The following is a 26,162-nucleotide window of genomic DNA, read 5'->3' on the forward strand; positions in this document are numbered from 1 at the left end:
GCGGCGCCCCGCGGTCCTGACACCGCGGGCGTCGCCGGTCACCCCCACCGGGCAGGACATGGTGTGCTGCCCTCCTCTCCCATGCCGCTCACGGCACATCGATAAGGAAAAAACATGAAAAATTCTTATATTTCGGAATTACTCTCCCAGGTCGCCGAGGGGAGCATCCTGCCCGAGAAGGCCCTGGAGTACTGGGACGAGACCATGCTCGGCACGCTTCTCGCGGACCGGCTCGTCGATGTGAGCCACCGCCGGCCCGTGACCACCGGCCGCTCCCGCCGCGCCGGTGCGGCGAGCGCCTGCCTCGTCCTCGACCCCGAGGTCGCCGCGGCCGCCTGCGACGCCGGCATTCCCTACGTGTACGCGGTGTACGACGGGACGGCCGAGGACTTCCCGGCCATCCGCACGTGTGCGGGATTCCTCACGCCGAATCCCGCGCCGAGCGCGTTCGCGGCGGTGCAGGCCGTCTCCGACAACCGGCCCACCGTGATCGGTGTGCCGGGGGAGATCGTGACGGACCCGTCCGCACCGGTGGGGGACCTGGTCCTGGACGGGCCGGACGGGACCACACTCACCGTGCCCCACCAGGCACACCGTATGCTGCGCCTGCGCGGCGAGGACGGTGCCGTGGTGACCCTGACCGAGGGGCACGCGGTGAGCCTGGACGCCACCACCGGTGCCGTCTACGACGTACCCTCCCGCACCGAGCCCACCCCGGTGGGAACCCTCCACCGGTTGCTGGCGGGCATAGACGGGGGAGAGGACACCCTCCTCGACGGCGAACAGGCGGCGCGGATCCGCGCCCTGCTGGACGAGCCGGAGGTCCGCGGGTTCGAGATGGTCAAGCGGGCCGCCCGCGACCGGGCTCCGCTGCGTGTGTACACCACCGCCCACACACCGGAGGGCGTGGCGGCGGCCCGCGCGCTGAACACCCGGACCGAGGAGACGGAGGCGGGAGTCCGGGTGCGCTCCGGACTCGCGGCCATCGGTCTGTTGCGCGACGAGCGCATGTGGAGCAGTCCGCGCCACCTGGATCTGCTGCGACTGGTCCTGCTCGGCCGTGACGTACTGGGTGAGGAGCGCCTCGCCGAGGCACGTGCGGCCTACCTCACCACCCACACCGCCCGACTGCGCGACGTGATCGCCGAGGCGCACGGCGAGCTGAGCATCATCCGTACGCTGTGCATGCCGGGGAACAAACTGTTCCCGTCCGACTTCGACGCCGCGGACTTCGCCGGCCGCCACCGGCTCGACCCCGGCGCCGTGGCCGCGGCGGCGGCCTCCTGGTACGAGAACGAGACCTACCAGGGATGCCGCGGCATGCGGGTGTTCACCCAGCGGCCCGACCTCGCCGAGCTGTGGCTCGAGGCGGTGCTCGGTGCCGCCGCCGAGCTGGCGGAGCAGGGCCCGGCACCGCGCGTCCGCCTGCTTCTGGCCACCATCACGCTGCCCGCCGAGGCCCGCCTCTTCCTCGACCTGCTCGACCGCGTCGCCCCCCGGGTCCTCGGGGAGCACACCTCGGTGGTCGACGGTGTCTCCATCATGCTGGAGACCATCGGCGCCTCCGTACGCGTCGAGGACTTCCTCAGCCTCACCTGCGACACGGCCCGCCTCGACGGTCTCATGATCGGCAGCAACGATTTCACCGCCGCCTGTCTGAACTTCCACCGCGAGGACGCCGCCCGCACCATCATCCCCGGCTATGTGTCGCTGGGCCTGCTGGCACACAGCCCCTTCGAGCACATCGACGAGGAAGTGGTCGGGCCCGCCGTCCTCGACGCCCTCCACAGGGCGGGCAGGACGGGCGGGGACCACGACCTCCGTGTGTGGGGGCTGGGCGGTGAACTGGCCGGCGACTGGCACACCGCGCAGTGGCTGGCGCGCCATGCCGTCCCCCTCGGGCTGCGCTATGTGACGACCGCTCCGCAGAACATGCTCACCTCCCTCTTCGCGTCCGCCCAGGTCGCGATCACCGCGGGAGGTACGGCCGCATGACCGGACTGGTCCACATCGACGGCGCCTTCGTCCCGCACGACGCGGCACGGGTCGGGGTCTACGATCACGGCCTGCTGTACGGCGACGGCATCTACGAGGGCCTCCGCGTCTACGACGCGGTGGTCTTCCAGGCCGAACAGCACATCGACCGGCTGTACAGGTCCGCGAAGTGCCTGCGGCTCGTCCTCCCTCCCCGTGAGGAGATCCGCCACGCCGTGTGCGAGACGGTGCGGCGCAACGGACTGCGGGACGCCTACGTCAGGCTGGTGGTGACCCGCGGGACCGGGCAGATCGGACCCGATCCGCGCTCCTGCCCCCGGCCCACCCTCATCGTGATCGCCGAGCCCACCCCGCCGCTGCACGGCTCCGCCGGACAGTCGGGGCTGTCGGCCACCGTGGCCACGACGCGCCGCAACGCGGTCGACGCCACCACGGCCCAGATCAAGTCCCTCAACTACCTCGGCAGCGTCCTGGCCCGCATCGAAGCCCAGGAGGCGGGCGTGGACGAGGCCATCATGCTGGACGCGCGGGGCTTCGTCTCCGAATCCCCCGTGTGCAATGTCTTCCTGGTGCGCGACGGCATCCTCCTCACCCCGGGGGAGTCCAGCGGGATCCTCCGCGGCATCACCCGTGATTTCGTGATCGGGCTGGCCCGGGAGGCCGGCGTCCCGGTCGTGGAGCGGGACGTCTCGCCCTACGAACTCCTCACCGCGGACGAGGTGTTCCTCACGGGCACCCACGCGGAGATGGCTCCGGTGACCCGGGTGGGCGGTGTACCGGTGGGAACCGGCGAGGTGGGGGAGGTGTGCCGCGCGCTCACCAAGAGCTTCCAGGCGGCGGTACGGGACCCCGCTCACGGCACACCGTTGTGAGGCGCGCCTGACGCCGTTGCGCGGGGCCGGGGGGCCCGTTGGACCCGGCGACGCCCGCGACAGCCCGCCGTCCGCCCGTCGGACCACCGTCCGGCACGAAGGCGAGCGCGCCATCAGTGTTATCGTCACAAAGAAATGCCACTATTCACAGTGTTCGTTGTGGTCGTCCGGCCGCGGCGATGGACATCATCAAGGACAGCAATGAAGCGTTTCGTGCCCCTCCTCGCGGCGATCGCCATGGCCACCGGTGCCGCCGTCTCCCTGTCCCCCTCCGCGGTCGCGGCTCCGGCTTCGGCCCAGGCCGGTGTCGCCTGGTGGTACTCACAGGCCGACTACCAGGGATCCGCCACCTACACCGACGCGAACTTCACGGGCAAGCAGATGATCGGCTACCCGGTCAAGTCGGTCATCAACAAGAGCGGAAAGAACTTCACCGGGTCGGCCTGGAACTACAGCGAGCCCAACGCCAAGATGTACTGCTTCTGGAACGGCGGTTCCTGGTCGTCCATCGGCTCGCCCTTCAGCTCCACGTACCCGCTCACCGAAGCGCGCGTCAACGGCGCTGCCTGCTGACGGCCGCACTGACGCCTCGCCCCCGTGGATAGGCCGAATGCGGCATACAGAGAGTTGACGAAGTGTGGTGAGTGAGCGGTCCGCAAGACCACAAGGCCGGGGACATGCCGGAGCAGAACCGTCCGGGCCGGCCGGGCGCCGACGCCCGGCGGGCGTGCGAACCCGGCGTGTCCCGGGGGCGGTTGCCGTCGCCGCCTCCGCGGTGATCATCGCCGGGATCGCGGCGATCGCCGTCCGTCACCCGGGGGAACGGCCCGTCCCGCGCGTCTCGGGGGACAGGATGGTCCGGCTGCTCGTCGACAGGCTGCCGGCCGGCGGTGCCGTCCGCGACGAGTCCGGCAGCGCGAGCGACAGCAGGTCGGGGCCGGGCGCGGAGCTGACGTACGACCGGGGTGACGGATCCTTCCATATCGCCCTCGCCGTGACCCGCCTGGCCACCCCTGTCGCGCCCAACGCCGCCGACTGTCCGGACCGCGCCCACTTCCCGTACGAGAAGTGCGCGGTCACCGTACTGCCGGACAGGTCGAGGCTGATGACGTCCGAGGGGTACGAGGACCCGCTGGATCCGTCGAGTCGCCCACGCTGGATCGCACGCCTGGTCACCCCCGGCGGCCGACAGGTCGAAGTGGGCCAGTGGAGTCCGCGACCGGCCGACGCGAACGGCGCGCGTACCACTCCTCCTCTCAGCCCGGCACAGCTCAGGGCCGTGGTCGAAGCCCCTCAATGGGCGGAGGTCGTCAAGGCACTGCCCGTACCTCAGGCGGCGGCACCTCCTGCCGCACCGGTGACGGACAGGCCACTGATGCTCAGGCTGATCAGGGATTCGCTTCCGCCGTCCGTACGTGTCACGGAGGAAGCGGGAGCCACGCGCGGCTACGCCGTCCTGACCCTGGACGACGGACGCGGCGCCCATCTGATGACCGTCACGGCCCAGCGCTGGAGGCGGGACAGCCCGGAGATGGAACAGATCTTCGCCGACGCGTCCGTCCGCCGTGACGGTGTACGCGTGGTGACTCGTCGGACAGCGGCTCCCCGCGGAGGGAGGGGCGAGGTGCGGTGGGAAGCCGACGTGCTGCGCCCTGACGGGCTGAGGATTTCGGTGAGCACACTCAACAGCACCGCCTTCGGTCTCCCCCCGACGCGCAGGACCCCCTCGCTCACGATGGAACAGCTCACAGCGATCGCCTCGGACGACGCATGGGAGTCGGGGTAAGGCGTCATCCCCGAAGGTCCGCCCGGACCGGACGGATTCGATCACTGCACTGCTGACCAGTGCATCAACGAACCGGCGGAGCCGGCCGGACCGCCCCGCGATCTCGGGCACGGCCTGGTTCACCAACTCCCCCCGACGGGCGGGGTCTACGCTGTTGATCCGAAACGGTTTGGGTTCTGGGTCGTTGGGTGGGCGTGAGCGATCTGGTGGGGGACGCGCGGCACCTGTCGCCGTCGGCGCAGGAGGCCCTGCGGCTGCGTGCGGTGGCCGCGCTGGTGGCGGGGCGGGACCGTGAGGACGTGGCGGCGGTCTTCGGGGTGTCGCTGAAGGCGGTCGACGGGTGGTGGGTGAAGTGGCTGGCCGGCGGCCGGGAGGCGCTGGTCATGCGGCCGCGGGGCAAGCCGGTGGGGGTGCATCAGGTGCTCGGGGAGGCCGAGCAGGGTGCGGTGCGGCAGGCGGTCCTCGATCACCGGCCCTGTGATGTGGGGCTTTCCGGTCAGCTGTGGACGCGGCGGCTGGTGGGCGAGCTGATCGTGAAGCTGTACCGGGTGCGGCTGACCGATCCCGGGGTGGGCAAGTATCTGAGGCGGTGGGGGCTGTCCTTCCAGCGCCCGGACAAGCGGGCCGTGGAACAGGACCCGGAGTCCGTGCGCCGCCGGCACGAGGAGGCATGGCCGGCGATCCGGGCAAAGACGAAGAGGGACGGCGGCGAGATTCTGTTCGCCGACCAGGTCGGTGTCCGATCCGACCAGGTCACCGGCCTCACCTGGGGCGAGAAGGGCAGGACGCCCGTGGTGCGGCGGAGCGGGAACCGGTTCTCGGTGAACGCGATGTCGGCGATCAGCACCAAGGGCCGGATGCACTTCATGGTCTTCACCGAGTCCTTCACCGCCGAGGTGATGTGCCGCTTCCTGGACCGGCTCGCCGGTCACTTCGACCACAAGGTCCATCTCGTGGTCGACGGGCACTCCGCGTGCCGCTCGAAGAAGGTCCGGGACTGGCTCGCTGCCCACCCCGAGGCCGTCGAGCTGCACTTTCTGCCCCCGTACTCGCCCGAGCTGAACCCCGACGAGCTGGTCAACGCCGACCTCAAACACAGCCTGCCCAAGCAGCACCGAGCCCGGGACCAGGCCGAACTCGCCGCAGAGACTCGCCGCTTCTTCCGCAGACGCCAACGCCAGCCACACATCGTCCGCGGCTCCTTCGGCGGCCCGCACGTCCGCTACGTCCTGGACGAGAACCCCATGAGTTTCTGATCAATAGGCCCAGGTTACGACTTTGCGAACCTCTTCACCGGAAACGTCTCAGGATAGGTTCTCGGCGGCCGGGAAAAGGATGCTGATCACTTCGGCCGGACCCTCCGCCTGCCGGGCTCACGGTCCCGGCCGGCGGCGGCAGGACCGGAGTTCCGGGTCATTCGAGTGACCAGCTGGTCAGTTTCATCGGATTCAGCATCAGCCACACACGCGTGATGTACCCGTCGCTGACGTCAAAGGTGAACATTCCGTACAGACGCCCCTCCTTGCGAAGAACGTATCCGAGACCGTCGGCCGTGTCGCGTCGCTCGAACCGGAGGGCGGGCTGCTTGCGCATCACCCCCATGAACCACCGGGACACATGGTCCGGCCCGCTGATGACCTGGGGTGCGGCATTGACGAATCCGCCGCCGTCCGCGCGGAGTTCGACGTCCGGAGCCAGTACGCGGAGCAGGGCCTCGATGTCCCCTCCCACCGTCGCGTCGAGAAAGGCCCGAACGACCTCATCGTGCTCGCGGGGGGAGATCGGTGCGCGTCGTCCGCGTCGGACATGGCGGCGCGCGGACGACGCCAGTTGCCTCGTCGCCGCCGGCGAACGGCCGACGACACCGGCGATCTCGTCGAAGGGGACGCCGAAGACGTCATGCAGCACGAACGCCACCCGCTCCGCCGGGGTCATGGCCTCCAGGACGGTCAGCAACGCCATGCTCACGGCGTCGTCGAGGGTGACACGGTCGAGCGGATCGGCGGCGGGATGACGGGGACCCGGTGCCGCCTCCGCGGTGTCGGCGAAGAGATCGGCCGGAACCGGCTCCGGCAGCCATTGTCCGACGTAGGTCTCTCGCCGTGCCCGCGCGGAGCCCAGCAGGTCGAGTGAGATACGGCTCGCGACCCGGGTCAGCCATGCCGCCGGCACGTCGATACCGTCGCGTTCCTCGGGCGTGAGGCGGTACCACCTCACGTACGTCTCCTGCACCACGTCCTCGGCATCGGCCAGGGTGCCCGTCATGCGGAAGGCCAGCGACAGCAGACGACGTCGCTCCGCCATGACCGCATCCAGAGCCGTCGCGTCATCACGCCCGGCTCCTTCGGACCCCGCGGATCCGGCAGGAAGGTCTTCTGGCATGGGGCACCCTTTCCGAACGGATCGCGACTCGCCCGAGCGGTCTTCCGCCGCCCGCGCGTTCGTTCACCGTGCTGACATCGTGGTTCAGACGGTGGGGATCCCCGCGATCGGGTACCGCACGGTACCGGTACGGTACGCGCCGCGCGGAACCATGGCATCGAGGGGCTCCTGTCCGTCCACGGTCACCACCTCGCGGTCGTCTCCGCGGGCGGCCAAAGTGGCGCGGAAGAGGTCGTCGTGGTAGAAGCGGTCGGGGCCGGCGATCTCGATTTCACTTCCCGGCTCCAGCGTCGTGACGGCCTCGGCGAGCAGCTCGATGACTTCGTCCAGCTCGACGGGCTGGATGAATGACCTCGGAGCGAGAACCTTCCCGTCCACGGTGTGCTGGTCGATGAGGACAGGAATGTAGCTCTGGAACTGGGTGGCCCGAATGATGGTGGCGGGGATCGAAGCGGATCGCACGGCCTTCTCCTGCGCCACCTTACCGAGGTAGTACCCGATGTCAGACGCGTCCCCTTGCCCGACGCCGACGATGGAGAGCACGACGTGATGACGCACACCTGCCCGCTCGCCCTCCGCGGTCAGGTTGTTGATCGCTCCCTCGAAGAACGAGATCGCCCCCTCCGCGTCGAAGCGCGGGGTGTTGAGGACGTTCACGATGGTGTCGACCCCGACGAGAGCCTCGGCGAGCCCCTTGCCCGAGATCACGTCGATCCCGTCCTCCAGTCCGCCCGAGACCACCTCGATGCCCTTGGCCTCCAGGTTGTCAGCAAGGGGGGACCCGACGCGGCCGCGCCCACCAGCGATGAAAACCTTCATTTCCTTGACTCCGTTCCGGGGCATCGGTCGCTGCCCTCACCAACATGACGACGCACTCGGCGGAAGTGTGAGGTCGCGCGGCAGGACGGCCGCGTGTGACACCAACCCGTTCGGCCGGCCGCTGCCGGTCTTGCCGGCATCGCCCGGATCGACCCATGGCCTGACCACTGCCCGGCGCCCGGCGCCACGGCATCATCGACACGCTCGCCGAGACCGACGTGAAGTGCGGGGCGGACAAGGCGTACCAGGGCACCGGGCGCCCCGTCCGGCTGCCGTTCAGGAGCCGCCGGCTCAAACGCCGGAAGCGGCGGCACAACAGCACCCATGCCAAGATCCGCTGTCCCGGCGAACAGGCCATGGCCACCTTGAAGGGCTGGCGCCTCCTGCGAAAACTCCGCTCCAGCACTAACCGGATCACCCGCATCGTGAAGGCGGTCGTCGTCCTTCACCACGCTGCGACCCGAGGTCGGAAGGGACTCCATGGGTTTTGACATCCTCGTGTGCCGGTTCGAGAACGGTGAGCCGGTGCCGCTGGACATGAATGCCGCGCACGAGGTCCTCGGCCCCTGTGCGGCGGCGCGGGCCCCCGGGACCGGCTTCCTGCTGATGAGTACGGCGGAGGGGGAGGAGGCGGCCGAGGTGCGGTAGGTCACTTGGTGGCCGCGCCGTACCGGCTCGGCCACGACCGGCGGCGTGGAGTTGATGTGCCCGTGCATGCCGAGGCCGGGGAAGGACACGGTGTTCACCGGTCCGCCCCCGTCCCGCCGGGGGACCCGCGCGCGGCATTCGCCGGTGCCTACGACGCCGTCTCCGTCTTTGCCGGCCCGGCCTCGTCCCGGTACAGGCCCGGCCCGTCGACCCGCAGCCGGGCCAGGAACCGTTCCGCCGCGGTCGAGGCCGCGTCGACCAGGTGCCGGGAGCGGCGGAAGTCCCAGGGCGCGGGCCAGGACTCGACACCCGTCGGCAGCACGACCGTGGGGACGCGCCGCGCCGCCTCCTCCAGGTCCCGCTCGATCTGATGGCGCAGCAGCAGCGACCCCGCGCGGACGGCGACCGCACCGGCCCGGCGCGGTACGGACCCCGGACGCGGGGGCGAGCCCTCCGGCCCGGTCGACAGCACCACCACACTGGCCGCGCCGGCCTGCCAGGCCGCCCGCACCGGCACGTAGGCGACGGCACCCCCGTCGACGAGGGTCCGCCCGCCGCGCAGCACCGGCGGGAACAGGCCGGGGACGGCGGAGCTGGCCAGCAGCGCCGACGTGAGGTCGCCGTGGTCGAGCAGGACGGGTGCGCCCGTCATGAGGTCCGTGGCCACGGCGGTGAAGGGGAGCGCCAGGTCCTCGATACGGGCGGGCAGCCCGGCCTCCGCGACCAGCCGGCGCAGGCCCCGGTCGTCGAAGAGACCGCGGCCCCGCGAGGAGAGGTAGCCGAACGGGAACACCGCACGGCGGCTCAGCCGCGTGTACACCTGGTCCAGCCAGGCCGCCGCCTCACCGGGACGGGCGGCCGCGATGGCCCCGTTCAGCGCGCCGACCGACGTGCCGAAGACCATGTCCGGGGCGAAGCCGCACCGTTCCAGCGCGTACCCCGCCCCCACATGGGCGGCGCCCAGCACGCCCCCGCCGCCCACCACCACCGCCACCGGACGGGGCAGGGACCGCAGCCCGGCGCTACCGGCGGGAGTCCCCGCCCGTGGCAGCGGTCCCACGTCATCGACGCCTGTCTCGTGTCGCATCGCTGTCTCCGTCCTCGACGCCCGGCAAGCGGAAGGCGGCGTAGCCGCATCATCAAGGAGCGGGAAGCGATCCGGTCCGTGACACCTTCCGCACCGGACTCACGGTGCGGGCGGGGTCCCGGTCCGCCGGGAGATCAGGGCGACAGCCGCAGGACCGCCGGTGCGTGCGCACGGCACGCCGCATGCCCAGGACGCGCGCCCGTGTTCCGGACCGGGGCAGGCGTCGCGCCCGGCGGGCGGCGCCCGCCGGGCCCTCGTCCGCCTGGCGCGGCGCGGTTCCAGCAACGCCCTGGCCGCCGTCCCGGTGTGCTCGACCACCAGACCGCGCCGGGCCGGCAGCGCCGCCCGCTCCCGCACGGTCAGGGGGCGGGTGCTGACCCGCGGCGGACGGGCCGGCGCCCGGCGAATCCCGTCCGGTCGGCCCGCATGGTCAGCAGCGCCTCGCCGAGGACGAGGTCGGCCCTGCGTGTCGCCGGAGCGGTGCCGGCGGCGTCGGCGACCACGACGGAACCCGGTCCCCGGCCATGCGCCGCACCATCTCGGCCGGCGCCGCGTCCCGCTCGACGCCCGTGTACGGACGAGGCGTCCAGGCGAGCACCCCGCCCCCGGGACGGCGGCCGGCAGGGCCCGGGTCGGCTCCGCTCCGCCGGACCGGATCACCCGCTCGCCCAGGGACCTGAGCAGTTCGTACCCCGGCAGCGGTCCGTGCGGTGTACCACGGTTGTTCTCGTCGGACACGGTCATGTCCTGCCTCCGGTGTCCGAAAAGGGGAACCGGTCGGCGGCAGGGCCGCGAGGGGTCCGTGCGGCGGCCGAGGGCGAAGAGCACGACGGCCGGACCGCACGGATGAAGAGGGGGAGGACCGGGTGACCCGCGTGCCGGACCCGACCGAATACACTGTTTTTCAGTGTCACCACTGTTTGTGGCGGATGGAGTCCCGTCCCTCATGACTCATGAGGGGAAAGGTGTGATGACCACCATGACCACGACCACGACCGCGCTGGACCGTTACATCGGTCTGTCGGACTGGGCGGTCCAGGATGAGGCGGCCCTGGACGAGGCGCTGGCGCTTTTCGCGGCGGACGCGACCGTCGAGATCGGCCCGGAGCCGGTGCGCGGCAGTGAGGCCATCGCGGCCTTCTACCGGGCTCACCTCGCCGCGCACGCCGAGTCCCGGCACTTCTGGAACACCATAGTTCTGGAGGACGGCACCCTCAGGGCCGAGTGGGTCTGCGCGGCGCGCATGGCGGACGGCAGCCTCATGACCGTCGCCGGGGTGGAGCATGCCACGCTCGACGCCCGGGGGCTCATCGTCCATCTCCGTAACGAGTTCACCCGCCTCCCCGGTTGAGCCACTGGGTGCGCACGGCCGAGTGCCGGAGCGGAGCGCGCCTCCCGGCCGGCGCGACGAGACGCCGTGCCCGCGGCGTGATCGGACCGGCCCCGACGGCGTGGACGCGGCCCGCAGCCCGGGCTCGGCCGGGGTCTCCCATCAGGTGGCCGCGGACCGTTCGCCGGGCGTGGCCTCCGCCGGCCGCTCGGGACGGACACGGTGCCGAGCACGGCGACGGTGATCGACGACCGGTCGCGCGCCCGTCCGCTCCCCCGTGTTCCCGCGTACGGGCAGCGACCGAAGATCCGGTATCGCCGAGCCGAAAGGGCGGTGCGCCCGGACGCATGCCCCTCCTCCCGTATCAGGCGGTGGGGAGGGAAGCGCGGAGTGTGGGCCCGCGCGGCCGGTCCGTGCCGTCGTCAAGGAAAGGACGGCCGGTCCGTGATCCGGTTCCGGTGCCGGCTCAGTCCGACCGCTCCCCGGGCGTCCGCAGCGGTTCGAGCCCAGTCGGCCGCTTCAGCCGACGGCCGTACGGCTCGCTCGGATCCATGCCCGTACCCGGCTGGTGGACGGCCTTCCCGTCTTCCCTGAACAGTCGTTGCTCCGGCGACTGCTACGGGGCCTCCGTCGTCATGGGATCGCCTCCCGCAGGCGATCCCACGTTCGTCCCTGTCTGTACGTTCCGGCGCGACACGGGTGTCCCACTCATCTCCTTGAATGTCCTCGTCGGACATCGCTCCGTACCCCGGAGGTGCCCTGGCCGACCATCGGGGCCAGGGCAGGGTACGGCACCGATTTCGGCTGCCATTTCCGGAGGACGGGAGCTCGCGTCTTCTGGAGAGCGGGCTTCGGACAATCCAGTCCTCGCCATATCGCGCGGGCCGCCCAGCACACCGCCCCCGACAACTGAGCCAGGTCACCGGTTTTCTGACATGCTGTCGTCCCCTTCTGTCGTCGAGCAGGGCCTCGGGACGTTCACGAGGACGGCCGGCGACGGGCGGGATGCCGTCGACCGGGGCAAGGGTCTGGGTGACGTCGTTGACGTTGGCCGCGGTGGTGATGGCCTTGAGCGGGGTACCGCGCCCGTCACGGATCAGGTGGTGTTTGCTGTCCGTCCTACGCCGGTCGACCGGCGTAGGACCGGTTCTGTTCCTGTCCTTCCGCAGGGCAGTAAACGGATCGTTTTCGTTCTGCGGTTCGTTCCGCCGAGCCTGTTACTTAAGGATCTTGTGAATGTCGGTGCCGAAGTTCAGGTCGCAGAATTCAGTTTTTACGTCCTCCGGCAGTGCTGTTCCTGTGTCCTTGAGTCTCTGCGCTGCCGGTCCTGTCAGCTGTCCGTGACTGTCGATATCGATCGAGAAAACCGGCCTGTTGATGAAGTCGGGGGGTGACAGCGGCTCGAGCGAATTCGTCTGCCAGGTAATGGTGCCGGACATGTTGACCGCCCACACCGGGCCATCCGCAACAAGTCCAAAGACCAGCGATCGTGACCCGGGTGATCTCAAGATATTCTGCAGTGCCCTGAACTCTTCGGTGACCGGCCGGTCCCAGAGGCGCACGGCCGGGCGGACCTTGTCGGCGAATGCCGCCAGAAGATCTTCCTCCCCCTGCCCGACGGGCGTCGACTCAAGCGATCCAGCCTGCAGGACATCCGGTGCCTGCACAAACTCCTCGCGCTGGAGAGAGCCGTGATCCAGGAGCAGCAAGCGCTCCGTGTCCGGTACGGCGGTGGCCACCTGCTTCCGAGTGAGCTCCTTCACCTCGCCTGGGTGGGTTGGTTCTGCCCCTGTGCGGGATGCTTCGATGAATGCGACCGGCTCCGGCCCAGAAAACGCAGCAGAATGCAGCGCTTCCATGTTTGGCACAGGTTGCTGTGGTGAGAGGGGTGCGCTCACTGCCCGGCTGATTTCGTGTCCCAATTCGTCCCCGGCGGCCCACAACGATTGGGCGAGGATATTCAGCAGGTCGGTAAAGGTGGAAAGCCAAGCGTGGCGATGCTGCGAAGTCAGGAGGAGATCCGGGGACTTGTCCAGCTTCTCGATATGGGAAACTGTTTCTGATGCTGTTGTCAGAAGATCCGCGAATCGGCCTGTCCCGCGCAATTCCTGCCCTGCGTCCGTCAGGATTTTTCCGGAGGTGATCAAATTTCTTCGGAATGAATTGTTCTGTACGGCGGTCGGTTCCTCGCCGACTCGTATGATTGCCTGGTATGTGCTGAGCAGAGATGCGTGCATATCTGCTATTCGGTCAATGGCACCCATATGATGCTGGGACGGCATCGAAAATTTCGGGAGCGAACTGTTGTAATGTGCGGCTTTTCCGTACTCGATGGCCAAAGCGCTCAGAATGCGCCCGTTCAGTGATATGTGTTCAGGCCGGTAGGGCGCTCCCCGCACTTCGAAGAGTACGGCTTTGTTCTGCTCGTCCACCCCCATGGCGCCCATGCCGTAGTCGACGTCCAAATCGCCGGAATGCGGGGGGATCCCTGGCGGAGGAGACAGCAGGTCTTTTCTGATCGACCCGTCGGCACGCCCGTATACGATCGACTTAAGCCAGTCCGATACGGTTGGTCCACTCATGGGGGAGGTTTTCAGTGGTGCCTTGTAGGGCGTTCGGAAGACAAGCTTTTCGGCATCGATTCCAAGCGCTTCCATAAGAATGGGCAGGCCGCTCTCGCCGTCGGGAACGATCAGCTCTCTGATCTGCTGGCGATCCACTGGGCCGAGTAGCCTGTCATAAATCGACGTGAAATCGCTTCGCGACATCATCCGGAACAGTGAGTGAACCGTTCCACCATGGTGCGACCGGGCATCGGCACGCTCGAGGTACATGGTGACGAGTTCGATGAAGCCGCGCGCATCCGGAGACAGGGGTGTCGAGTGCCTGGTGGAGCGGAGTTCCTCTATGCGGGCCACCTTCCGGTGGATTGCGGCAGCCTGTTTCGCAGTGAGCAGGTCATCGATGGCGGCGGCGACATCAGCAAGAACAACACCGTAAGTGACCTGCAGGCGCCCACCGAACTGCAGGTCGTGGACGGTGACGATCTGGTCCTTGAGTACGGTGTAGGGGCGAAGGGATCCAGTGGCGGCTTCTGAGATCACGACCTGCCGCGATCCCTTGGACAGGGCGAGGGTCCTCATTCGGTTTATCATCCCGATGACGTCTTCGCCGGCGCTTATAATGTCGCGCAAATCGCTCATCGGCGCGAACACGAATTCCACATTCGAAACAGCACCGCTACGGTCTGTCTCCAGCCGCCAGCCCGTCCCCTGAACGAGGATTTCACCTCTGGAGGGATAGTCCAGGTTGACTCCCGGGATTTCGATCTCGAAACCAACCTTGGCTGTCAGTGACGGTGACGTCTCCTGTGCCGTGTCGGAACTGGCAGCAGCCACTGAGTTCCGCTGCTCGAAGTGAGTCTCGATGGCGTGCTGTTCTACAGCGCCGGCAGGCTGGGCGCCAGACAAGCGGTGGGTCCTCCACCAGTCGTCGAAGAGACCGCCCGCATATCGATCCAGAGCCTGGCCGGACTCGGCGGCCTCCAGCCGGCCCGGTGTCAGGTGCGCGGCCAGCATTTCGCTCAACAACTGAACTCGGGAGTCGTCCAGGACAACCTGCTTGACATTCTCCTTGAACGCTGCCGGGTCATCGAGTGCTGCGTCATCGGACACCATCGCGTCGGCCAGTCGCGTGATCCGCTCCCGCAGGGACGCGCGTAGTCCGTTGATCATGCTGTCATCGATGTTCGCCATGTAAAGGGTGACATCAGGCCTGGCACCGTGCCGCAGGGTATCGCTGTTCTTGGCGATGTCCGCGGCGAGGAAGCCCTCAAGCGCGATGGAGTCATTCGTGGCCGCCGGAGCAGGTACCGTGCTGCTCCCGCTGGGAGTATTCTCGACGATTGTGGCGGCTGAAGATCCAGTTACCCGATAAAAAATGCGCAGTTCGGGGTACAACATGGATGCGTCTTTGATCAGAAACTCGTTGGTGGCGGACGCACCCATCTTGCGCGGAAACTTCAGCAGCCCCTGGCTGACAACTGAAGTCCGTCCCGGCTTGATCGACCTGTGGTCTTGACCTCGTAGGGACTGATACAAATGGGCGAATGTCGGAACCCCGAGAAGAACCCTGTTGAGAAGCATCTGCCGCAAGGGATGAGCTGTGTCCACACAGTCATAGTCAAGGCACACAGAACAAATATCGTATGTTTGGGCTTTGGATGCGTTGTCTGCGACGTAGACGCCTTGACCGAGTGGTCCGTACCTCGGCTTTTCGGTTGTTCCCTTATTCGCAGAAAGATCAGGACGAAATCCGTACTCCCTGATCTTGTCTATTACCTCCAGGGATGTTCCATGGAACAAGAAGACTTCCGCTCTGGAGTCTTCAGGAGTCGGGATCAATGCAGTCGGTCGGCGAGCACCAGATATATCATTTATACGCGTTGAAAGTTGAACAGAGCGTGCGGATCCATCCAAGAGGGGCGGCTCCCCCAAGGACCATTCGATCCTGTCAACAGCAACCTGTGGGGATACGGAAAATCCGGATTCCTTTCTTTCGGCCATGGAATTCCTGAACGCCCTCTTGGCGGTGGAGAACTTTTCCCAAAGTGTCGGATTGGCGATTACCTCTATCTTTTCGATCTCCATGTGCCGCGACGTGGGCGGGGGCGGCCCGCCTGGCTTTCCCTCGGAAAGTCTGTCCTGCAAGCGCTGTTTGTCCTGATCTGAAAGTTTCAGGTTCGGATCGGCGAGCTTCTTCCGTATGGCTTCCATTCGTGTATTCTCCCCGGCCTGTGAGGTGTACGGGGAAAGCTGTTGCGAGGCGCTGACATACCGCTGAACCGCCTCGAACACGGGATGCTCGCGAGGGAGATCGGCGTAAGACACACCATTATTGTCTTTGCGCCACTCCAGATCGCCCCAGTAGTGTGGAATTTCGACGGAACCTGCAAGATCAAGGGTTTCCGCAACATCGGAGAAAATCCTGGACGAGTTGGAAATTCCTTCGGTCAGAGATTCTACGTGCCTCTTGAGCTCCGCAACTGCCTCGCGGCGGATGGATTTGGATTTTGATTTTTCCCACACTTGGATCGCTTCCAGTGCGATATGCGCGCGATATTTGTCTCTGGGGAAAATGCTGAGTTCATTGATGGCGGTGTCGATTTCGCGCAGCGCCTCTGAACGAACCTTTCCGGGGACAGTGGAATAAGTCTTCCAATTTTTTAGGAATTCGATGATCGAATGATGGTCCTGAGTAGTTGTCTTTGCCGTAGCGGCCGCTGTCGCTTTGTTCGCCTCATTAGCGGGAGTCTGAGCGGACAGCGCCATCTCTGCTGAACCGAGTTCCCTCCGCTCGTTTGAAAGGGGAGCCAGATCATCGAGGACTGCATGGGCAAGAGCTTGCTCGGAGGATACTTCTTCAGCCGGATGCGGTTCGAAGCCTGCGGAGGAAGTTGCTTCCGCTGCATGGGACGAGGGAGGAGTGCGGTCGTCGGGCAGCGGGATCTGTGCGGGTGCGAGAGGGGTGACAGGCCCCTTGGCGGTTTGCCCGGACACCGACGTGTGGCGAGAGGTGTCATTGCCTTCCCGGTGGGAGGAGGCGGGGCCGTCCAGGAACGCCTGGGGCCTGGCAGCGCTGTGACTCGTTGTCCGCATGCCTCCCGGCAGGCCCGTTACCGTCCGCGTGCCGAATGCGGTACGCAGTTCTTCGGACAGCAGCCGTGCCGGCGACTCTTCCCAGGAGTCCGGGTGCGGCCCGCTGTGCATGCGTTCGGCGATCACAGCGGCCATGTCGTCGAAGAGCGCGGCATAGTCGGCTTCGGGCGAGCCCTCGGCGATGCCGGCGCGGTCGATCGGTGAGGGCTGATGGCGCCCGCTCATGAGCGCGGCAGCCTGTGCGAGAAGCTGTTCCCGCTTTGTTTCCGGCAACGTCTCGAGGGTCTCCCGGGCCTTGGTGAACCGGTCGGCCCAGCGGGCACGGACGTCCGGATCCACGGTCGGGTACACCGGACCGGAGTGAGCACGTTGGGACGGGTGGAAGACGTCGTCCGCTGTACTCACCGGCGTCGGCTCGGTCCGGGCGGGCACGGTGAGACGGTTCGTCTCAGCCCTCTGGACCACGCCCTCGTCCGGCAACGCACTCATGTGCCGTTCCGCAGCCTCGGCTTTATTTTTCGCCGCGTAGTACGCGATGAGTATTTCCAGTTGCTTGACTTTGTCCGTGTGCTGCTTGATTTTTTTAGCTGTCTCCTTGTCTACAGCGAAGCAGAATCGGGTCGTCTCAGGCATTGTGGTTTCCTTTGTTCAGAGGATCGCCGACTGGTTGGGATGTCCCGCCATTGGTTGTCCCGCTGCCCTGATGTGAGGGGAAAGTGACAAATTTTTAGCCTTGATCCTACATGAGGGTCCGTCAACTTGCTGACGGACCCTCATGTAGGATCAAGGCCAGGAAATGGGCACGTCGCGAACTGCATATGTGGGCGCTGTTATTGATCAGAAACTCATGGGGTTCTCGTCCAGGACGTAACGGACGTGTGGGCCGCCGAAGTAGCCGCGGACGATGTGGGGCTGTCGCTGGCGTCTGCGGAAGAAGCAGCGGGTGTCGGCGGCGAGTTCGGCCTGGTTCCGGGCCCGGTGCTGTCGGGGCAGGCTGTGCTTGAGGTCGGAGTCGATTACGAGGTGGACCTTGGTCTCGAAGTGGCCGGCGAGCCGGTCCAGGAAGCGGCACATCACCTCGGCGGTGAAGTGCTCGGTGAAGACCATGAAGTGCGTCCGGCCCTTGGTGCTGATCGCCGACATGGCGTTCACCGAGAACCGGTTCCCGCTCCGCCGCACGACGGGGGTCCTGCCCTTCTCACCCCAGGTACGGCCGGTGACCTGGTCGGACCGGATGCCGACCTGGTCGGCGAAGAGGACCTCGCCGCCGTCCTTCCTCGCCTCCACGCGGATCTCCGGCCAGGTCTCCTCATGCCAGCCCGCCACGGCCTGCGGGTCCTGCTCGACGGCCCGCTTGTCCGGGCGTTGGAAGGACAGCCCCCACCGCTTCAGGTACTTGCCCACCCCCACCTCTGTCAGCCGCACCCGGTACAGCTTCACGATCAGCTCGCCCACCAGCCGCCGCGTCCACAGCTGACCGGAAAGCCCCACATCACAGGGCCGGTGATCGAGGACCGCCTGCCGCACCGCACCCTGCTCGGCCTCCCCGAGCACCTGATGCACCCCCACCGGCTTGCCCCGCGGCCGCATGACCAGCGCCTCCCGGCCGCCGGCCAGCCACTTCACCCACCACCCGTCGACCGCCTTCAGCGACACCCCGAACACTGCCGCCACGTCCTCACGGTCCCGCCCCGCCGCCAACGCGGCCACCGCACGCAGCCGCAGGGCCTCCTGCGCCGACGGCGACAGATGCCGCGCGTCCCCCACCAGATCGCTCACGCCCACCCAACGACCCAGAACCCAAACCGCTTCGGATCAATATCTGCTCGGTATCAAGGACGCCGAGCTGGCCGAACCGATCGCCCCCATGACGGAGGAGTACGAAAAGCCCCTGGAGGTGCTGCGCGCACCCAGCGTGTATGACGCATCACTGAATGTGCTCCACCGGAGTGGACTTGTGATTCCGGGTGATGTCATCGAGTGGAACACAAGCGTCCGGCATCAGCCGCGGCCGGAAATCGAAGTGGCCTGGGGGCATGTGTACAGCAGGGACGGGTACCGGGAGCTGCGCGCGCTCGGAGATGCCCTGTTCGCGGTCGGTGATGGCTACGCGACCTACAAGCACCTGCATCTGCTGGCCACCCGGCGGGCCTTCGGGATGCGGCCCGGGTATTACGGAAAACCGGCCGACTCCGCGGACCCGCCCCACACCGACGTCCGACCGGGTACGCCGACGACCTGGACGTTCATGTCGTGGCGCCGGTTCCTCCGGGTGGGACAGGGCTCGGACGCCTTGGTCATGCCGCACACGGCACGATCACTTCACCTCGGTCCCGCGATCACGGAACTCCTCAGCAGGCGACGATTCTCCGGTCCGGATCGCTGGCATCATATTTCAAATCGGCGGACACTGAGGTAAATGTGAGGGAGCCGGCGCATGGCGGTGCAGGCACGGACACTTCTCGATACGCGGGACATCGCTGAGGCGCAGATGGGTGTCGGCGCCAGTTACTGCTGGCACGAACTCACCGTGACCGGCCGCCCCGTACAGTTTCACGCCGTACAGACGCAGGTGAGCTTGGGCGAGATCGCCATTCACCGGCTGTCCTATGGCGCGCCGGTGCACGTCGAACCCGTTCCGCTCGGGAACTGGGTCCTGGTTTCCGCACCCCTGCGCGGCGCTTTGACGATCAGGTCGGGCCGGGTGGAGCGGACGCTGGCCGTGGGCGAATCCGTGGCCATCGACCCGTACCGTCCCTTCTCCCTGACGTGGGAGACCGACTGCCAACTGCAGACGATCAGGCTGCCCCGTCACGTGGTGGAGGAAGCCGCGGAAGTCGCGGGCGTGGCGTCGGAGGGCACCGTCAGATTCGGAATAGGCGCTCCGGTGACCCCGGTGGCGGCTCGCAGTTGGCAGGCGGTCACCGCGCTGCTCAAGCAGGAGGCGACCCAGCAGGGGGCCTTCTCCCGCTTCCCGTTGCTGACGGAGCAGCTCACCAGGACGCTTGCCATGGCGCTCGTGAACACCCACCCGGTGGTCGACGCGGACGAGGGAGGACGGCCCGGCCGGGTGCTGCCGCGAGCATTGCGCCGGGCGGTGGAACTCGTGGAACGGGAGCCCGAGACCGACCTCTCGATTCCCGTGCTGGCCGCGGCCGCCTCATTGAGCCCGCGTGCCCTTCAGGAGGGCTTCCGCAGGCATATGGACATGACGCCCACCGAATACGTTCGCCGTGTGCGCATGGCTCGCGCCCACGACATGCTGGCTCAGGCCGACCCGCAGAGCGGTGTGAGCGTGACGCAGATCGCCTGTCAATGGGGATTCACCAATCTGGGCCGGTTCGCCCGGGACTATCAGCGCCACTACGGTCAGCTTCCCTCCACCACGCTCCGTACCTGAGGTCTCTCGTCGGTCCGGGGCGAGGGACGCGAAGGCCGAGGACAGGGTCCCCACAGGGTTGCCCGGTGAGCAACCGAGGTAGGGAGCAAGTGGCACGTCCGAGTCCGTGCTCGCCGGTGTTCCGCGATGAGGCGGTCCGACCGGCCGAAAGAGCTGACGGGCCGGGAACGGCGGCCCGAACCGGCATGGTGAGGAATGGGAATGGCTCATCGGCCCGAGGACAGGGCGGATCACAACGTTTCTCCGGACGTTGTCGCGCAGGCGGAGGACCCGCAGACCAGTCAGCCGAACGGAACCTCCGCGGCACCGGACGGCCGTACGCCGGCGGGCACGGCCGTCCGGCTCGGCGACGTGCCTTCAGGGGCGTACGGCAGGGCGCCGGCACCCCCTCCTCGAGGTGAGCCGGCCCCAGTGGCCGAGGAGGAACGAGGGGCGGACGACGCTTCCGGAGACAGCGGGCCCGCCCGCCCCCTCAGTACCCCCGTGCAGAGCTTCGGCACACGTCGTGACGGTGCGCGGGAACTCGCCCACATCACGCCCGTGCCGCAGGCGACCGTCGAGTGGCTGCGGGAGCAGGCCATCGAGCTGGTGGAGAGCGGCAGCGGCCCGGACCGCGCGTTCCGTGCCGCGGTACGCCGGGTCCTGACCCAGCGCCTGCTGTCCGCCGAGTGGGCCCGGCTGTTCAGCACAGCCGGTCTCCCCCTCGACGTCACCTACCGCGGGCAGCGGTGTCCCGTCTCGCTCCGCCTCACCCTCACCGCCCTCGGCCCCTCCTCCCCGCAGCTCGACTCCCTGCCCGACGGACCGCCGGTGAGCGTCCAGCGCTGGGCCTTCGGCATCAACGAGGTCGGGGACACCGGTGGCAGCGGTGATCTGCGCGGCCTCAGTCATCCCTTTTCCCACACCTGGAACGTGGACAAGGGACCACTGCGCCGTATCACCCTCACGTCGCAGCCCAGCCTCACGTACAACCAGCTCACGACCTCGGTGACGGTCGGTACGACGGTCCAGCCGATGGTTCTGATCCGCAGCAAGGGGCGGCACTGGCCGTTCGACTACGCGATGACGTGGGAACTGCGTGACAATGGCGTGCCGGCCGGCACGCCGCCCGTCCTCGGGTGGAAGCCCGCCCGGGGCCCCGCACCGGACAAGCTGCTGGTGTGGTTCCCCGCCTACCTCGCCACCTCCGAAGGGCTGCCCCGGGTCGACCCCGGGCGGCCGGAGAGCGTGCCCGCACCGCTCGACCGACTGCTCGACGAGGTACCGCTGTTCGGCCCGAAGGCCCTCGCGGACCACGACATGCTCGTCGACGACGTGCTGCGTTCGTTCGCCGACCAGTTCGGCTCGCTGTCGGACAGGTCACGCCAGGAGCTGTCCGAGTTCTTCGGCGAGGGCAACCACCGCAGCAACTTCCCGCAGATGTGGGGCGGTTCGGTCGCCACACCCACCCTCTACACCGCTTCCGGTGAGACCATCGGCTATCTGCGCGTCGGCGCGGAGCTGACCGGAGGAGACACCGTCACCGGGCCCACCACGGCGAGCTCGGTGCTGGAGACGTATGTCCTGCGGTCGCTGCGCATGCAGGGCAGCGCTCAGATCAGCAATGGAGCCGGTCTCAACCTGTCGGTCACCTTCGGCTTCGCCGCCGGCGCTCCCGACCCGCTCACCGGCGTGGAGCCGATCGGCGGACAGCTCACGTTCCAGTTCGGCGCGCAGCGCCAGTTCGCACACCTCCTGAACAGCGGGGGAAGCGCCCGTATCGCCCACTCGTTGCGGACGGCGACCCCCCTGCTCAACGTCACGCCGTGGATGCGCCTGCACGTGACCCTCATCCGTCCGGATCAGGCACCAGTCCTCCCGGCCGCCGGATCACCCCTGGCCGGCGGCAAGCGATACCCGATGGACCTGCTGGTCCCCTCGCTCGACGCCCTCGGCCGCGTTCCGTCCGAGACGCGCCATCTGCCGCCGGAGGTGCTTCACCTCGAACAACTCGGCGTATCCACCACCCCGCTTCAGGTCTCCGGTACCGAGACACTCTTCGAGCGGGCCGAACGGTGGCTGCGCGACCAGGGATTCCTGCCCTCCGACCAGCCCGGGACCCAGCCGTGGGACAGGGCGACCGGACAGGCCACCCGCACCCAGCGGCTGAACAACCTGCGCAAGCTGGACCGGATGCGTTCCCGGCTGGGCCTGCGCTCCGCCCTGGACGAGATGATCGAGGGCGGCGAGACCACCTGGTTCGAGCTGCCCGGCGCACTCGGGACCCGGCGCAGCTCCGTCCGCCTGGTCGCCGAACGCCGCTACATCGGCCAGGACGCCAACGCGGGTGTCGAGCACCAGCGCACCGTTCCCAAGGTCCAGACGCTGAACTACACCGGGTCCACGGTCCCGGGGGACGAGCAGTTCCAGAGCACGCCCTTCGCCTGGAACGTCGGCGGCGGCGCGGTCAGCAATCCGTTCGCCGTCGACGGTGACCAGCCGCTGCAGCAGCTGAGGCCGCAGTACTCGTACACGTCGCAGCACACCAGGACCACGGGAGCCGGCGCGGGCACCGGCCACGAGTACTACATGCTCAGTCCCACCGAGAACGGCATCCAGGTCTTCTCCGTCCCGGTCACCTACCGGTTGGAGATCTCCGACAGCCACGGTCCGGCCCCCGAACCGGACAGCGCGGACGGCAGCGTGCGTCTGGCCCTGCCCACGTACCGCACGCTCGACCGTCCCTTCACCGCTCCCCGCCCCGGCCGTGCGGAGATCCGTGACCACCGCCACCGGGACGACCGGATGCTCTCGCTGCCGGATCCCGGGCGCACCCTCCAGGAAGGCGTACTGCGGTTGCCCGAGACGGCCTGGCTCGACCGTGTCGGCGGCAGCGCGGAGTTGCGCCGCGTGGTCCTCGGCATGATCGAGGGCCTGGAGCGCGAGGCGACGGAGCAGGCCGAGCGGTACGTCATGCCGGCCACCCCGGGCGGGTGGGTCGAGGAGGACGACGTCGAGGCCCAGGTCGTCGCGGAGGGCGCCGCGGTCCCTGCCGGTACCGGTGCCGCGGAAGGAGCGGGCGATGCGGTGCCGCGAGCGGCCGCCCCCGCATGGCTCTCGTCGCTGGTGCGGCCCGTGGGCGGTCTCGTCTCCGGCAGCGCGCACTGGGTGGCCGGACGGGCGGCCGAGGCGGGGCGCTGGGTCTGGCGCGCCGCGGTGGGCGAGCCGGCCACCGACCGCGAGTCACTGGCGCACGAGGTCGTCGGCACGGCGTTCTCCCCGCACCATCTGTCCGCCAACGCGCTGAGGATCTTCCGCGACTCCTACGTCGTCGAGGGTGCCGCCACTCCGGGCGTGCTGGCCGGCACGGACTTCACCATCGAGGTCAAGGGGTACCTCACCGACGTGCGGGTGCTGCCGCGGCCGCCGAAGCTGGACGCGGAACGCTGGCTGCAGTCCACCAACGCCTCCGCCTCGACCGACAGCGAGCAGTCCGGCCACCGGGGCGGCCTGTCCCTGGCGGGCCGCTACGGGGGCAAGAACAGTTCCTTCGCCCCCCAGGGCGGCTTCCAGGCACGCGTCGCGCGTACGGACAGTGTCACCGTCAACGACAACACCGGTGTCTTCCGCGTCACCACCGAGGACACCACACCCGCCTACCGCTTCACGGCGAAAGCCCACTATGTGGTGACCGTTCGCGGCGGCGCACGCAACGTGGTGAGCGGCACCGCAGCACCGGGGCTGGGCGGTTGGGACCGGACCCGGGTGGTCGAGCTGCCCGAGGGCGTGGAGTTCCTGCTGGTCGACAACGACCTGCAGAACCACCCGGATCTGGCGGTCCTGGTCGCCGCGGCCGGTCAGACGTCCCTGTCCGCCGCCCCGCCGGACCGCCGTCTGCCGTCGTGGTACGTCGACAGCGGCGGCACGCTCGGCGCGGGCACGGTCACCGAGGTCCACACCGGTGGCGGCCGCGACGCGTTCCAGCGCCGCATCCTCCGCCTCGTCCAGCAGGAGGCGCCCGGAGTGACGACACCGGGTCACGCCGCCCATGTGCCCGGGGTGCTGACCCGGATCAACGAGCACGCCACCAGTCTCGGCCTGCGCGCCCTGGTCCATGCCGGGCCGAAGGGCCGGACCGCCTTCCACTTCGTCCACCGTTCCTGGCTCGGCCCCCGGCTGGTCGAGGTGACGCTGGTCGCACGGCCGGCGCCCGGCCAGGACCTGTCGGCCCGGCGCGGCAAGCGGGTGACGGCGACCTCCGGCATGGACAACGTCTTCGGCCACTCGCACGGCGACGGTACGGCGCTGGAGGTGCCCGGGGCCACCCGGATCAGCAGCAGCCGGACCGTCAGCGGGCAGGTCGACTTCTCACCGCTCGTCGAGCGCGAGGGAGAGCGGGCCAGGCCCGCACTGAGCCTGGCCCGGCAGAGCAACCGGTCGGACGCCCAGAACTCCAGCCGCGAACTGCGTTCCTGGCAGCGCACGTTCGGCAGCACCACCGAGTTCTCCCTGCCGTACGAGTACGAGGTGCGGGTCTCCTCGCGCCCGTTGACCGAACTCGTCCTCCGGCGTCTGCTCGACATGATCGGCACCGGTGTGGACCTCGTGAAGGACGTGTTCGTCCTTCCCCGCACACGGACCGACGTCCTGCCCGCGCCCTGGACGGGCCGCCGGGAGGTGGAGCCGGCCACCACCGTGCTGCGGTACAACCTCTCGGAGGCGCCGGACGAGGGTGAGCGGCGCGCCGCGTCCGTCGAGCCGGCCGTCTTCACGGCCGATCCGTCCGTACCGGGCCCAGTGCCCGGGGGCCCGGCAGCGGCGACGGAGGTCCCGGCGGATCTGCGCGCCCTGCTGTCCGGCCCGGCCTGGGTTCCCGTACGGCCGATCGAGATCTACGACTTCGGCGGCGTACGCGAGCTGGCCGATGCGCTGCGGGCCGTCGACCACACTCTGCGGCGGACATCCGAACCGGAGATCACACTGTCGGCCGAGAGCATGTTCATCCGGCTGACAACCTTGGCACAGAGCAACCGGACCACCCGGCTGGGGCCCGCGGCTCTCGCGCCCTTCCTCGGCCGCCCGGGCGGCACCGGCGTCTCGATGAGGATCACCCTGTACTCGCCGCGTTCGGAAGTGACCAGCAAGGACACCGCCATCGACCGGATCGAGTTGTCCGTGGACGGCTTCCAGACGCAGGCGGACAACACCATCACGCCGAGCCTCGGCTACAGCCACTCCTCCCCCTACGGCTCCGCCGACCGCGGCGGGCCGGCCGTCCCGGTCGCGGGCGACCGCGCCACGCTCGGGCAGACCGCCTCCTCCTCCAGCCAGCGCCGCGAACTGCTGAGGTTCGGCACGCCGATGGCCAACGCCAAGGGGGAAGGGCTGGTCGGCCACCGGGTCCGCGCCGTGGCCCTGGTGGAGCTCCACGGTCCCGACGGCAGCCGCTGGGTGGCCGCCGACGTCCTCCTGCGCACCACCGAGACGCCGATGGACACGGCACCTCACGCTCCCGCGCGCCCGGCCCCTCCCCCGTCGGCCGCCATGACCGACCGCGGCCGGTCCGCGGCTGCGGTCCGCGATGTCCTGACCGGCGCTCAGAAGGCGCGGGCGCTGTCCTCCGTCACCGAACAGACCACCTCCGCACCCACCGCTGCCGTGGCCGGCGGCCCGTCCGTCGAGGAGGGGGCGGGCGACGCGCGTCCCGGTGCGCTCCACGAGGAGCCGGCCCCCGCCGCGGCGGACGCGCGGGACGCCTCCGGACTGATCGCTTCGTTCACCGAGGAGATCCGCCCGTACCTCAGGGTCTGGGAGGAGCCGGTCTCCCGCGGTCACACCTACCTGACGGAGAACGTCCTGACCGACTGGGGGACGCGGTCCTTGGTGTTCAGGCCGCACGAGGACCCCTTGTGGGTGGTCAACTTCGAAGGAGTGTGGAGAACCTTCACCGAAGACCTTCAGCCGATTCCCTTCCCAAGGATCCAGAACGGTCCCGTGGTGTCGCTCGACATCGGCAGCAATGGCCAACTCATCGGTCCCGCGGCCAGAATTCCGCAGCTGAACGAGGAATCCCGCCTTCTGCCGGCGAAGGCCCCCTTCTGCGGTGTCAACCTGGGATCCAGTCTGTCACATCTTTTCACTCGGCCCCGGGCTTCCTGAAACAGAGTGGGCCGCTGACTCCGTCGGCGGCCCACTGCCGGACCGCGA

Annotated in this window: 16 protein-coding genes; 11 read left to right on the plus strand and 5 right to left on the minus strand. The window is 68.4% G+C overall.

Going from position 1 to position 26,162, the window contains the following annotated elements; all coding sequences use genetic code 11:
- Window positions 1-114: 114 nt before the first annotated feature.
- The 5 genes from ACH5AO_RS23825 (at window position 115) to ACH5AO_RS23845 (ending at window position 5,909) form a co-directional block, all read left to right on the plus strand.
- The gene (locus ACH5AO_RS23825; RefSeq protein ID WP_398927792.1) at window positions 115-1,995 is read left to right on the plus strand and encodes a putative PEP-binding protein; all 1,881 of its coding nucleotides are present in this window, start codon (window positions 115-117) and stop codon (window positions 1,993-1,995) included.
- Complete coding sequence (ilvE, locus tag ACH5AO_RS23830; RefSeq protein WP_398927794.1) at window positions 1,992-2,867, plus strand: branched-chain-amino-acid transaminase; 876 nt, start codon at window positions 1,992-1,994, stop codon at window positions 2,865-2,867. The genes ACH5AO_RS23825 and ilvE overlap by 4 nt, the downstream gene beginning before the upstream one ends.
- A 201-nt stretch (window positions 2,868-3,068) precedes the next feature.
- A complete protein-coding gene (locus ACH5AO_RS23835; RefSeq protein ID WP_398927796.1) occupies window positions 3,069-3,440 on the plus strand; it encodes a hypothetical protein in 372 nt (123 codons plus the stop codon).
- A 154-nt stretch (window positions 3,441-3,594) separates the two neighbouring features.
- Window positions 3,595-4,653, plus strand: a complete 1,059-nt coding sequence (locus ACH5AO_RS23840) for a hypothetical protein (RefSeq protein WP_398927798.1) — start codon at window positions 3,595-3,597, stop codon at window positions 4,651-4,653.
- 194 nt (window positions 4,654-4,847) lie between these two features.
- On the plus strand, window positions 4,848-5,909 hold the full coding sequence (locus ACH5AO_RS23845; protein WP_398927800.1) for an IS630 family transposase: 1,062 nt from the start codon (window positions 4,848-4,850) through the stop codon (window positions 5,907-5,909).
- 157 nt (window positions 5,910-6,066) lie between these two features.
- Here the strand turns inward: ACH5AO_RS23845 and sigJ are convergent, their stop codons facing one another.
- Window positions 6,067-7,035, minus strand: coding sequence for an RNA polymerase sigma factor SigJ (gene sigJ, locus ACH5AO_RS23850; protein ID WP_398927802.1), 969 nt, complete (start codon window positions 7,033-7,035; stop codon window positions 6,067-6,069).
- Window positions 7,036-7,119: 84 nt separating this feature from the next.
- Window positions 7,120-7,854 carry an SDR family oxidoreductase gene (locus tag ACH5AO_RS23855; RefSeq protein WP_398927804.1) on the minus strand — a complete coding sequence of 245 codons (735 nt, stop codon included), beginning with the start codon at window positions 7,852-7,854 and terminating at the stop codon, window positions 7,120-7,122.
- Window positions 7,855-8,072: 218 nt separating this feature from the next.
- Here ACH5AO_RS23855 and ACH5AO_RS23860 point away from each other — a divergent pair, with 218 nt between their 5' ends.
- Both ACH5AO_RS23860 and ACH5AO_RS23865 read left to right on the plus strand, forming a co-directional pair.
- Window positions 8,073-8,345, plus strand: a complete 273-nt coding sequence (locus ACH5AO_RS23860; protein WP_398927806.1) for a transposase family protein — start codon at window positions 8,073-8,075, stop codon at window positions 8,343-8,345.
- A complete protein-coding gene (locus tag ACH5AO_RS23865) occupies window positions 8,335-8,502 on the plus strand; it encodes a hypothetical protein (protein ID WP_398927808.1) in 168 nt (55 codons plus the stop codon). The genes ACH5AO_RS23860 and ACH5AO_RS23865 overlap by 11 nt, the downstream gene beginning before the upstream one ends.
- Window positions 8,503-8,650: 148 nt before the next feature.
- On the opposite strand, the gene ACH5AO_RS23870 is transcribed toward ACH5AO_RS23865, so the two are convergent.
- A complete protein-coding gene (locus tag ACH5AO_RS23870) occupies window positions 8,651-9,589 on the minus strand; it encodes a patatin-like phospholipase family protein (RefSeq protein ID WP_398927810.1) in 939 nt (312 codons plus the stop codon).
- A gap of 979 nt (window positions 9,590-10,568) precedes the next feature.
- On the opposite strand from ACH5AO_RS23870, the gene ACH5AO_RS23875 reads away from it, so the two are divergent.
- Complete coding sequence (locus ACH5AO_RS23875) at window positions 10,569-10,940, plus strand: nuclear transport factor 2 family protein (protein WP_398927812.1); 372 nt, start codon at window positions 10,569-10,571, stop codon at window positions 10,938-10,940.
- A 1,196-nt stretch (window positions 10,941-12,136) separates the two neighbouring features.
- Here ACH5AO_RS23875 and ACH5AO_RS23880 read toward each other — a convergent pair.
- Both ACH5AO_RS23880 and ACH5AO_RS23885 read right to left on the minus strand, forming a co-directional pair.
- Window positions 12,137-17,209 (minus strand): hypothetical protein, encoded by a 5,073-nt coding sequence (locus ACH5AO_RS23880; RefSeq protein WP_398927814.1) that lies wholly within the window; start codon window positions 17,207-17,209, stop codon window positions 12,137-12,139.
- A gap of 204 nt (window positions 17,210-17,413) precedes the next feature.
- On the minus strand, window positions 17,414-18,355 hold the full coding sequence (locus ACH5AO_RS23885) for an IS630 family transposase (protein WP_398927816.1): 942 nt from the start codon (window positions 18,353-18,355) through the stop codon (window positions 17,414-17,416).
- Between the two features lie 88 nt (window positions 18,356-18,443).
- Here ACH5AO_RS23885 and ACH5AO_RS23890 point away from each other — a divergent pair, with 88 nt between their 5' ends.
- The 3 genes from ACH5AO_RS23890 to ACH5AO_RS23900 all read left to right on the plus strand — a co-directional run bounded on the left by ACH5AO_RS23890 (window position 18,444) and on the right by ACH5AO_RS23900 (window position 26,114).
- The gene (locus tag ACH5AO_RS23890; protein WP_398927818.1) at window positions 18,444-18,995 is read left to right on the plus strand and encodes a hypothetical protein; all 552 of its coding nucleotides are present in this window, start codon (window positions 18,444-18,446) and stop codon (window positions 18,993-18,995) included.
- 18 nt (window positions 18,996-19,013) lie between these two features.
- Window positions 19,014-19,976, plus strand: coding sequence for an AraC family transcriptional regulator (locus tag ACH5AO_RS23895; protein WP_398927820.1), 963 nt, complete (start codon window positions 19,014-19,016; stop codon window positions 19,974-19,976).
- A gap of 483 nt (window positions 19,977-20,459) precedes the next feature.
- Complete coding sequence (locus tag ACH5AO_RS23900) at window positions 20,460-26,114, plus strand: hypothetical protein (protein ID WP_398927822.1); 5,655 nt, start codon at window positions 20,460-20,462, stop codon at window positions 26,112-26,114.
- The last annotated feature ends 48 nt before the right edge of the window (window positions 26,115-26,162 follow it).

Origin of the sequence: Streptomyces sp. NPDC018964, from assembly GCF_044390325.1 — a bacterium.
GTDB lineage: Bacteria > Actinomycetota > Actinomycetes > Streptomycetales > Streptomycetaceae > Streptomyces.